The organism is Alteraurantiacibacter palmitatis (genome assembly GCF_037154115.1).
Lineage (GTDB): Bacteria > Pseudomonadota > Alphaproteobacteria > Sphingomonadales > Sphingomonadaceae > Alteraurantiacibacter > Alteraurantiacibacter palmitatis.
On record NZ_JBANRO010000001.1, the window covers coordinates 455,373 to 464,657 of the forward strand.

General features: G+C 64.4%; 12 protein-coding genes, 1 pseudogene and 1 other annotated feature. Of the genes and pseudogenes, 1 reads left to right on the forward strand and 12 read right to left on the reverse strand.

Annotation, left to right across the window (positions count from 1 at the left end):
• Nucleotides 1–187: 187 nt before the first annotated feature.
• The 10 genes from WFP44_RS01990 to WFP44_RS02035 form a co-directional block, all read right to left on the reverse strand.
• Nucleotides 188–1,093 (reverse strand): helix-turn-helix domain-containing protein, encoded by a 906-nt coding sequence (locus WFP44_RS01990; RefSeq protein ID WP_336924655.1) that lies wholly within the window; start codon nucleotides 1,091–1,093, stop codon nucleotides 188–190.
• 124 nt (nucleotides 1,094–1,217) lie between these two features.
• Nucleotides 1,218–1,403 carry a helix-turn-helix transcriptional regulator gene (locus tag WFP44_RS01995; RefSeq protein WP_336924656.1) on the reverse strand — a complete coding sequence of 62 codons (186 nt, stop codon included), beginning with the start codon at nucleotides 1,401–1,403 and terminating at the stop codon, nucleotides 1,218–1,220.
• 141 nt (nucleotides 1,404–1,544) lie between these two features.
• The gene (locus WFP44_RS02000; RefSeq protein ID WP_336924657.1) at nucleotides 1,545–2,252 is read right to left on the reverse strand and encodes a hypothetical protein; all 708 of its coding nucleotides are present in this window, start codon (nucleotides 2,250–2,252) and stop codon (nucleotides 1,545–1,547) included.
• Nucleotides 2,245–2,517 carry a hypothetical protein gene (locus tag WFP44_RS02005; RefSeq protein WP_336924658.1) on the reverse strand — a complete coding sequence of 91 codons (273 nt, stop codon included), beginning with the start codon at nucleotides 2,515–2,517 and terminating at the stop codon, nucleotides 2,245–2,247. The genes WFP44_RS02000 and WFP44_RS02005 overlap by 8 nt, the downstream gene beginning before the upstream one ends.
• Before the next feature lie 149 nt (nucleotides 2,518–2,666).
• A complete protein-coding gene (locus WFP44_RS02010) occupies nucleotides 2,667–2,966 on the reverse strand; it encodes a hypothetical protein (RefSeq protein WP_336924660.1) in 300 nt (99 codons plus the stop codon).
• Nucleotides 2,963–4,195 (reverse strand): tyrosine-type recombinase/integrase, encoded by a 1,233-nt coding sequence (locus WFP44_RS02015; RefSeq protein ID WP_336924661.1) that lies wholly within the window; start codon nucleotides 4,193–4,195, stop codon nucleotides 2,963–2,965. Before WFP44_RS02015 ends, WFP44_RS02010 begins: the two co-directional genes overlap by 4 nt.
• Nucleotides 4,196–4,677: 482 nt before the next feature.
• Nucleotides 4,678–4,896: a cold-shock protein gene (locus WFP44_RS02020; RefSeq protein WP_336924662.1), complete on the reverse strand. Its 219-nt coding sequence runs from the start codon at nucleotides 4,894–4,896 to the stop codon at nucleotides 4,678–4,680.
• 9 nt (nucleotides 4,897–4,905) lie between these two features.
• The gene (locus WFP44_RS02025) at nucleotides 4,906–5,244 is read right to left on the reverse strand and encodes a TraR/DksA family transcriptional regulator (RefSeq protein WP_336924663.1); all 339 of its coding nucleotides are present in this window, start codon (nucleotides 5,242–5,244) and stop codon (nucleotides 4,906–4,908) included.
• Nucleotide 5,245: 1 nt separating this feature from the next.
• Entirely contained in the window at nucleotides 5,246–6,097 is an 852-nt protein-coding gene (locus WFP44_RS02030; protein ID WP_336924664.1) for a universal stress protein, read from the reverse strand.
• Nucleotides 6,098–6,110: 13 nt separating this feature from the next.
• Complete coding sequence (locus WFP44_RS02035; protein ID WP_336924665.1) at nucleotides 6,111–7,595, reverse strand: SulP family inorganic anion transporter; 1,485 nt, start codon at nucleotides 7,593–7,595, stop codon at nucleotides 6,111–6,113.
• 95 nt (nucleotides 7,596–7,690) lie between these two features.
• Nucleotides 7,691–7,744 (reverse strand) — a sequence feature (sul1 is cis-regulatory element that is thought to sense ions involved in sulfur or methionine metabolism; They are found in Alphaproteobacteria).
• A 124-nt stretch (nucleotides 7,745–7,868) separates the two neighbouring features.
• On the opposite strand from WFP44_RS02035, the gene WFP44_RS02040 reads away from it, so the two are divergent.
• A complete protein-coding gene (locus WFP44_RS02040) occupies nucleotides 7,869–8,333 on the forward strand; it encodes an NUDIX hydrolase (protein WP_336924666.1) in 465 nt (154 codons plus the stop codon).
• A 44-nt stretch (nucleotides 8,334–8,377) separates the two neighbouring features.
• On the opposite strand, the gene WFP44_RS02045 is transcribed toward WFP44_RS02040, so the two are convergent.
• Entirely contained in the window at nucleotides 8,378–8,758 is a 381-nt protein-coding gene (locus tag WFP44_RS02045) for a hypothetical protein (protein ID WP_336924667.1), read from the reverse strand.
• Nucleotides 8,755–9,285 (reverse strand): annotated as a pseudogene (locus WFP44_RS02050) (recombinase family protein); the annotation flags it as partial. The gene WFP44_RS02045 and the pseudogene WFP44_RS02050, both read right to left, overlap by 4 nt.

Here is a 9,285-nt window from a genome sequence, read left to right on the forward strand (position 1 = left end):
CCAGATCGGGCCTTGCGGCAAGTCCCGCTGGGCGGCGGCGCGGCTGGGGCTTGGGGCCGCGCTTCACCGCCCACACACCCCGGCTGCAACTTCAATTCCGGCCGGAATTTTAATTCGCGCGCGCAAATTTTTGACGGCCCACCGGTCCGGGATTGCATGGCCTTCCAGAGATTGCATCCCCCCCTCCCTATCCGGCCCGAAACGCGCCCAGCGTTCGCTGCATGTCCGCAACAGCCGCCAAGGCCTCTGCCTCACTCATGCCTGCAAGCCGCGCGGCGCGCGCGTCATCAGCCGCCAAGAGGCACCGTAGCACGTCCTGCGGATCGGCCCGCTCTATGTCCCGCCAGTCGTCCAGCGCACCGCCAGAGGCCCGTAGCGCACCCTTGCCGCCAGCACCTTCCCGCAAAGCCTCTGCCTCGCTCTCGGCTGGCTCCCCAGCCGCGCGCGGATCGCACCCGCTTTCGGTTTCCTTTTCGGTTTCCTTTGAAGGTTCGTCCCCAATGGCTTGGGGGGTGTGACGCAATGGCTGGGGGGGTAGGGCGCAATGGCTGGGGGGGTGGGCGGCTGGCACCTCCCCAATGGCTTGGGGGGTCTTGTCCCGGCGGCGAAGGCTTTTCACCGCGCTTGCCCGAATGATTGCCGCCCCGGCTGGTCCCTCGATATGCCCCAAGCCTGCCAGCCAGGCCAAGGCTTCCTCTCGCTCCCCTTCGGAGAACCTGCCAGCCGCAAGGTGGGAGCGCACGGCTTGCGCTGGCACGGGCTGATAGCGCGCCATACCGCCGGGGTGGACCAGATAGAGGGGCACCCGGCCCGCGCGGTTGGGCATGGCGGACAGGTGCCCAGCCGCCTTTGCCGCCGCCAGATCGGCAAGGGCGGAGCCGATGGTGTTCACGCTGCAGCCAACGAAGCTGGCAATGGTCGCTTGCGAAGGCCAAGCCAGCCCGGTTTCATCGCGGGCCGCATTGGCAAGGCACACCAGCGCCAGCCGCGCGGAAGGGCTTAGGCTTCCCTTGGCCGCGCACGCCTTTCGCTTCCCAATGGGCGGCGCGGCCTCCAGCGCCTCTTGCGCGGCCTGCATCATCCGCCAGCCCATGGCCCGCTTGCCCTTGCCGCCTTGCGGCTGGGGTGCGATAGATCGCCCAGCCGCGCCCCCCGCGTTGCTCTTGCCCCAGCCGCGCTCCCCCGCGCGCTGGGGCTTTCGATTGGCCGCGCCACGATCAGGCGGCGGCGTCGGCGGTGGGCAGGCTATCGGCCCAGCTTTGCGCATCGGCCCGCCGGACGCGGGTTGCCGCGCCAATCTTGACGGTGCGCAGCTTCCCGGCCTTCACTTCGGCATAGAACGTGGTGCGACCGATCCCGTAGGTCTGGCAAAATTCCGTGACTGTGTAGAGTTCCTTGCTCATCGGCGGCTCCCTTCGGTTTCGCCGCCAACCGCTGGCGGCGTGATTGCCGCCCGTCTGAATACGCACGAACCGCCGCGACACAACAAGCCAGTGTGAACAGAACAGACCCACACGGCGCGGCAATTCTGTTCAAGCGCGCCCCTATTCCCCCTCCAGATCGGCGCTCCAGGCGCTCTCGCTTTGCAAGGCGCGGCGCACCACTTGGGCAAGGTTTGTGGTGGCAGCTTCGCCTATCGCTTCAAGGCACACCCCCACCAGCCGGACCAGCCGCCCTTGCGGCGCTGCGAGCGGTGCCCATGCGTCGCGCCAGTCCTCTGCATCATCCATGGCATAGTCGAGCGCCCCGAATATGTCAGACAGCAACCGTTCGCGCGCGGCTGGGGTGCGCCCGCGCTGGGTTGGCTGGCGCGGGCCATGGGCCGCATCCGCTGCCTCTGCCAGTTCGTGGACCGCCTGCAAGCGCGCTGCGAGCGCGGCTGGTCCAAGCTGGTAGATCATCGCACGATAGTGCGAGGGTGCGGCATCATCGAGCGCCTTGATAATGCTGGGGGGCTGGTAGTGTGCAAGTTCCTCGCCCAAGGCGCGCGCCGCGCTGGAGCCTGCCAGCGCCTCCAGTTCGTCCGCAAGCGCGGCGGCAAGCCGCCCGATCCGATCAAGGGCCGCATGATCGCGGGCAATGCCCAGCGCCTCGGCAAGCGCGGCTGGCTGCATCGCGGGTTCCGCGCGCAACAGGTGGGCGGCTATCGCTGTCTCCAGCGCCGCAATGGCCGCGCCAGCGCCCAGCCGCTCAATTTCATCCCTTGCCCGATCAGGGAGCGCCCAGCCGGGCCATGCGGGCCGATCAGGCACCCGCCAGCCGTGCCACGTCCGCCATGATCGCAGCGCGCACCCGGTCCGCATCATCGGCGGTGCGCCGCGCGAACAGGTTCAATTCCGGATCGAAGGCGATTTCCAGCTTCAGCTCCAGCGCCGCCAGATCGGGCGCGGGCGTCTCGAAAAGCGCCCACGCGGCGCGCTCCCCCGCTTGCTGGGCATCGCCCCACCGAGCGAAGGCGCGGCGGAAGGTCGCACCCTCGAAGGGGCTGGGCGCGCGGGTGGTTTTTTGGGTCTGCATTGCGTTCTCCTATGCTCTCGCTTGCGATTGCGGCTCACCAGATCGGCCCGCCCGGCTGGTCGCTCATTCCTCCAGCGGTTCCGGCCCGCTGAAGCGCGCAAGCCCAGCCGCATCGCGCTGCATCGCGTCCGCCAGCTCTTCCAGCCGCTCTAAGGCGGCCCGGAATGCGGGACGGCCGTCACCGCGCCGGGGGCCAGCATCTGGCGCACCGCAAGGCGCTGGGCAGGATCGAGGACGGCATAGAGCGCGACGGCAAAGGCATGGCCCGGCTCACCCTGCCCAAGCGCCAGCCGCGCCTCGGCCTCGACCTCCACGCGCCGGATAGCGGGCCATTTGAATTCACCCGGCCATGGGTTGGCCTCACGATAGGCGCGGCGATGATCCGCGCGGCTGGGCTGCTTGACGGCGCGGCGCGCGGCGGTGGGCAGGCGGACAATCTCTCCGCTCATGCCGCCCCCTTGCGCATCGCGTTGCGCGGCTGGATCGGCACCACGTTGCCGCTTGGGCCTGCGATGAATGCGGCCCACGCCTCCATGAGTTCGCGGCGAAGCTGGAGAAAGTCCGTCCGCCGGTAGGCCTTGCGCACCTTGTCCGGGTCGCCGTGGGCAAGCGCGGCCTCGCTCACGGCATCGGGGAAGGCGGTTTCCTCTGCCGCCCAGTCCTTGAAGGCAGAGCGGAAGCCGTGGACGGTGAAGGGTTGGCCTGCATCGCGCAGCACCTTCGCCAGCGTCATGTCGGACAGTTCGCCGCCGGTCCGGCTGGGAAACACAAGCGCGCTGGGCTTGGCGCTCTTGCGCAGCGCCGCCGCCCGCTCCAGCACGGCAAGCGCGGCTGGTGACAAGGGGACGGTGTGCGCGCGGTGCGCCTTCATCCGGTCGGCGGGGATGGTCCACACCTTGGCGGCAAGGTCCACCTCTCCCCATTGCGCGCCGCGCACCTCGCCCGAACGGCTGGCGGTGTAGATGGTGAACAGCAGGCCTAGCCGCCCAGCGACAGGGGCGGCGGCTTCCATGGCCGCGCAGAACGCGGGCACGTCGGTAAAGGGCATGGCCGCGAAGTGCCGATCCCGGCGCGGCTGGCGGGGAAGGCCCATGAGAACCGAACGCATGGGTGCCTCTTGCGGTCTCCAGCCGTTGCTATGCGCCCAGTCCAGCACGGTCCCGATACGCTGGCTCACCCGGCGCGCGGTTTCGGGTTTTTCGAGCCAGATCGGCAACAAGGCCGCGCGGATCATCGGCGCGTCAATCTGGTCTATCCGGCTGGTCCCCAGCGAGGGGAAGGCATAGGCGCGAAGGCTCGCCAGCCATTGCGCCTTGTGCTTGTCATTGCGCCATCCGCCCTCGCGCTCGCCGTGGACGGTTTCCGCCGCGTCGGCAAAGGTGGGGATTTCGCGCTGGGCCGCGCGCGCCGCGCGCCGCGCTGCCACCGGGTCCACACCGGCCCGATATTGCTTGCGGATTGCTGCCGCTCTTTCCCGCGCTTCGCCAAGGCCAATGTCGGCGGCTGGGCCGATCCCGAATTCGCGGCGCTTCCCGTCCACTTGGGCGCGCAACAGCCAAGAGCGCGCGCCGCTCGGCTTCACCAGCAAGAACAGGCCTTCGCCGTCCAGGTAGCGTCCCGGCGCGGTGGCATTCTTCACGGCAAGGGCTGTCAGTTTTCCCATAGTTCCCCCGATCATCCCCCCAATCGTCCCCACACCCTTACGCGAACACGGACGAACAGGCAAGCGCGGCGAAGGTGAGAGGCGGACAAATAATGATGTGATTAAAGAGCTTTGGTGACGGGTAGCGAAGGGCTGCGGACAGGTGCGAAGGCTATGTTATTCGGACACCCTCTCCGCCAACATCTCAATGCGAATCAATGAGATGGGCCTTCCGGGGCCAGAAAATCCCCAGCTTCCGCGCCGTTTTGCTGGTGGCGACCGAACCCCAGAGACTGCCGGAACCTGTAAATTCGGTCTCTAATCGGCTTTTGTCTCTTTTCACCCGAACCCCTGCTGAAAAGGTTCGGGTTCAGAAAACGTCGGATTTCCGTGACTTTTAAGATGATCAGCAACCGTACCTTTTGGCACCAATCTTGGCTGACGTTGCAATCAGAGAACTGGAGGTGGGCGTTCGGCAGCGCGTTTTTGCGTGGCCGTTTGAACTGCGAACCGATCGGCTAGCTCGCATATCCGAGGAATTCGAGGTTGGTTGCAACCATTCGGCCGTCACGGCCCTCCTTCATATCGAAGCTCCAGCGCTGGCCTTTCTCGATTTCGTCCACGCCAGCCTTCTGCACCTCGGAGATGTGCAGGAAGACCTTGGGCTGCTTGTCATCGCGCGAGATGAAACCCCAACTGCCTTCCGGACCGACATATTTGACCGTTCCTGTGAGCATGGAGCGGGATCAGCCTTCTCTCGCGCATTCAATACAGTTGGTCACGGACGGATTGTGCTCGAGGCGAGCAGGAGCGATATCTTCGCCGCATTTCAGGCAGTAGCCGAACTCGCCCTCGTCGATCCGATGCAGGGCAGCGTCGATGCTTGATCTCTCTGCTTGTCGACGCCGCGCCTGGGCCAAAGCCATCGCCTGAACCTGCATCGCATCGATCCGCGAAAGCCTGCCCACGCTGTCCTGATCAAGCACCACCGGTGCCCGGTCGGTCTCGGACATCCGGTCCTCGGCCAACAGCTCTTCGCGGCGGGCGAGGAGCTTCTCACGAAAACGGGTGAGGTCGAGCGCCATCTTACCGCACGAGCAGCACCGGCACATGAACGGTGCGGATCATCGTGGTCGTGGTGCTGCCGACGATCAGGGTGCGGATCGGCGAATGGCCATAAGCCCCCATCACCAGCATCGCCCCAGGTGTTTGTCCAACAACCTTGGCAATCACCGCTTCAGGCTTGCCGCTTTCGAGCGTCGTGGTGACCCCCCGCTCTGCCCCAAGGCGAGATGCAGCGTCATTTAGCGCACGCCGGTGGGCTTCGTTGTCCGTGTCGGCCATCACGATGTTAACGGACATTCCGGTGAAGAGTGTGGATTCGACCAGTCTGCCCAGTGCGCGTTCAGCAGCTGGGCTGGCATCGTAGGCGAATACGATGCTGCGCGGCTCGGAGTATTCACGCGAGGCGACCAACACTGGCTTGGTGCTGGCGCGCACAACCCGTTCCAGCTTGGATCCGATGTGGCCGCTGGCAAATTCATGGGATGCGCCGCGCTTGCCGATCACAACGACGCGCGCGCCTTCTTCCCGTTCGAGGATGGTTTCGACGATGCCACCGTGGCGGTGCAGCGTGCGGACATCGAATGCGCCGCCTTCGCGGAGGCGCTTTTCTCCTGCCGCGAGCAGCAGGCGACCGCGTTCGACCTTCAGCTTGGCGTCGGCAGCTTCCAGATTGACCAGTTCTTCCATGAGGCTGGTCTTGACCCCGAGGCCGATAGCGCCCGACAGATCGCCGCGCGCGGCAACCGCATCACTGCGCTGCACGACGTGCAGCAGCTCGACCGGCATGGACAGACGCTTTGAAGCCCAAGCAGCCAGATCGCAGACGCTGTCGGCATAGCTCGATGCATCAATACAGGCGAGGACGTGTTCCATAGTCATGATCCTCTCAGTGCGCGCCGAGTTGCGCTTCTGCGCCTGGCTTGTCGTGGACAGCATAGCGATCGACCATCGAGGCGCTTGCCTCGTTGAGTCCTACCACTTCTACTTCGGTACCCTCGCGGCGGAATTTCAGGATCGCCTTGTCGAGCGTGCCGACTGCCGAAATGTCCCAGAAGTGAGCTTGTGACACGTCGATAATCACGCGGTCCAGCACTTCCTTGAAATCGAACGCTTCGACAAAGCTCTCCGAGGAAGCGAAGAATACCTGCCCCGACACCATGTAGCGCCGGGTCAGACCGTCGGCCGAAAGCTCGGACTCGACCGTGAAGATGCGCTTGACCTTGCTGGCGAAGAACAGGCCCGACAGGATTACGCCCGCCAGCACGCCCTGCGCCAGATCGTGCGTCCATACGACGATCACGACGGTGACCACCATGACGACGGACGACTGCCACGGATGATGGCGAATGTCCTTGATGGAACCCCACGAGAAGGTGCCGATTGAGACCATGATCATCACGGCGACCAGCGCTGCCATGGGGATGATGGCAACCAGTGAGCCTAGCACGAGGATCAGGAACAGCAGGAAGGAACCGGCAACGAATGTCGAGAGCCGGGTCAGGCCACCTGATTTCACGTTGATCACCGACTGGCCGATCATCGCGCAGCCGCCCATGCCGCCCAGGAACCCGGTGAAGAAGTTTGCGATGCCTTGCCCCTTCATCTCGCGCTGCTTGTCGGACGGTGTGTCGGTCAGATCATCGACGATCTGCGCGGTCATCATCGATTCCAGCAGACCGACCGCAGCCATGGTCAGCGAATAGGGCAAGATAATCTGGAGGGTCTCCAGCGTGAACGGCACATTCGGGATCAGCCATGCGGGCAGTGATGACGGCAGTTCCCCCATGTCGCCCACGGTGCGCACTTCGAAGCCGGTGTAGTAGACCAGCGCAGTGATGACGACGATGGCTACCAGCGGCGAAGGCACCGCCTTGGTGAGGTAGGGGAACAGGTAGATGATCGCGAGGCCACCTACCACCAGGGCATAGGTGAGCATCGGCACGCCAGTGAGTTCAGGCAACTGCGCCATGAAGATCAGAATCGCCAGCGCGTTGACGAAGCCGGTGATCACCGAACGTGACACATATTGCATGAGCACGTTGAGCCGCAGGAAACCGGCGATTACCTGGATCACGCCCATCAGGATCGTGGCGGCAAAGAGGTAATCGACGCCGTGATCACGGATCAGCGGCAGCACGAGCACCGCGATCGCGGCGGTTGCCGCCGAGATCATTCCCTGCCGGCCGCCGACAAGCGAGATGATTACAGCAATGGAAAAGGAAGCATAGAGCCCCACGCGCGGATCGACGCCGGCGATGATCGAGAAGCCGATGGCTTCGGGAATCAGAGCGAGTGCCACGACAATCCCGGCAAGGATGTCGCCACGCGGGTTGGACAACCATTCGCGTTTGATGGTTTCTAGATTGGGCATATGTGACCTTGTTTTCAAACCGATGCGACGCAGCCTCGTGTCCCGCAGAAACCCATGGGGTTTGTGCGCATCGCGATTAGGCTGTGGGGCTTAAAGGTTATCCCGGGGATAGGCGCCGGGCCGAGCCACTCGGCATTACCGAGTCCAGCGGATGGGCGGCCTACTAGTGCAATAATTATGATGCCGCAAGTGCGAAGGCCTACGTTGGAACGAGCAAACCCATCATGCTGGGCGGTGACGAAGACTTAACCTCAAATCGATAGCCTTTGCAAAATGGCAGCATTTCTACACGAGGGCGGCCTGAAGCTCCGCCAGAAAGTTCGCGCCGTTGTCATGAACGACAAAGGCCAATTCCTCCTTGTTCGCCCCCATGGGTACAAGGATGGAGAATGGACGCTCGCCGGTGGAGGTGTCGAATCTGGCGAGACACCGCATCAGGCCATGCGCCGTGAAATCGCCGAGGAACTCGGCGTGGCACTGGAAGAGGATCTCGAGAAGCTGCCTGTCGCCAACCGGTTCATCTACACCGCCGAGCACAAGGCAAGGCGAGCACTCGATCATGACGGCCAGGAGGCTATGATGTTCGTGGTACGTCTGCCCAGTGATGTACTGCTTGCCTTGCAGGCTGAAGAAATTGCTGATGCGCGCTGGTTTAGCCGCGACGAAGCCATAAGGGCCTTCCCTGTCAGAAAGCAGCGGGAGGTATTCGAGAAATGCCTCGCTTCGCTGGTCGCATGACACCAACTTGCGAAGCGCACCGCTTTCGGATTGGGTGAATCTGATTACCCGGCGAACACTGCCCTTTCTTGCTCGAACCAAGGTAGCTCGGCTGCAACGACCATTTCCTTGATCGACACAGCGGGCGGCATGCGCTGGATCAGCAGTTTGTCCAGCACGGCGGGCGCCAGATAGGCCAGCCGCAGCATGCGCCCGACGTAGCGGTCCGAGAAACCCTCGGAATCTGCAATGTCCTGAATGGTTGCCTCCGCGCCGGATTCCAGCTTCCTCCGCCAGCTCCATGCCTTGGCGATCGCCTTCAGCACATGCGGATCCACCCCGCCATTGTCGGGCACCACGTCGGCGGGCGGCACGATCTTCGGCCGCCCGTTGCGCTTGCGGATGGTGAGCGGGATGAACACCCGCATGGTAGTGGGTGCGCTCATGCTGCTTGTCTCCGTTCGGGGGTGACCATTTCCCGGATGACCGATCCGAGGCCTTCAGTGCGCAGGTCGACCGCAAGGCCCTCGGCGCTGACCGTGACCCGCTCGATCAGCAACCGGGCGATGCGGGCCTGCTCGGCCGGGAACAGCGATTCCCACAGCCCGTCAAAGCTCGCCAGCGCGGTAACCACGTCCTGCTCGTCGATGTCCGGATCATCTCGGCGTGCTGCATCCATCGCCCGCGCCGCAATTTCCGGCGTGCGCAGCAGCGACCGGATGTGATGGACCACGGCCGATTCCACCATGCCGGCATTGAGCCGGACAAAGCTGTCGCGGCCTTCGCAGGCGCGGTTCCGGATGGCGTCCATCGAGGTGTAGTAGCGGTAGTGCCGGCTGCCCTTTGTGGTCATGGTCGGCGTCATGGCGATGCCGCTTGTCGTGAAGATCAGCCCCTTGAGCAGCGCCGGGGTGTGGGTGCGGGTGTTGGCCGCGCGCTGACGCGGGCTTTCCTTCAGGATGGCATGGACCTG

Excerpts from the sequence above, each read along its gene's own strand:
- WFP44_RS02030 (WP_336924664.1), bottom strand. The coding sequence starts at position 6,097 with ATGGAACACGTCCTCGCCTGTATTGATGCATCGAGCTATGCCGACAGC.
- WFP44_RS02025 (WP_336924663.1), bottom strand. The coding sequence starts at position 5,244 with ATGGCGCTCGACCTCACCCGTTTTCGTGAGAAGCTCCTCGCCCGCCGC.
- WFP44_RS02010 (WP_336924660.1), bottom strand. The coding sequence starts at position 2,966 with ATGAGCGGAGAGATTGTCCGCCTGCCCACCGCCGCGCGCCGCGCCGTC.
- WFP44_RS01990 (WP_336924655.1), bottom strand. The coding sequence starts at position 1,093 with ATGGGCTGGCGGATGATGCAGGCCGCGCAAGAGGCGCTGGAGGCCGCG.
- WFP44_RS01995 (WP_336924656.1), bottom strand. The coding sequence starts at position 1,403 with ATGAGCAAGGAACTCTACACAGTCACGGAATTTTGCCAGACCTACGGG.
- WFP44_RS02015 (WP_336924661.1), bottom strand. The coding sequence starts at position 4,195 with ATGATCGGGGGAACTATGGGAAAACTGACAGCCCTTGCCGTGAAGAAT.
- WFP44_RS02040 (WP_336924666.1), top strand. The coding sequence starts at position 7,869 with ATGGCAGCATTTCTACACGAGGGCGGCCTGAAGCTCCGCCAGAAAGTT.
- WFP44_RS02020 (WP_336924662.1), bottom strand. The coding sequence starts at position 4,896 with ATGCTCACAGGAACGGTCAAATATGTCGGTCCGGAAGGCAGTTGGGGT.
- WFP44_RS02035 (WP_336924665.1), bottom strand. The coding sequence starts at position 7,595 with ATGCCCAATCTAGAAACCATCAAACGCGAATGGTTGTCCAACCCGCGT.
- WFP44_RS02005 (WP_336924658.1), bottom strand. The coding sequence starts at position 2,517 with ATGCAGACCCAAAAAACCACCCGCGCGCCCAGCCCCTTCGAGGGTGCG.
- WFP44_RS02045 (WP_336924667.1), bottom strand. The coding sequence starts at position 8,758 with ATGAGCGCACCCACTACCATGCGGGTGTTCATCCCGCTCACCATCCGC.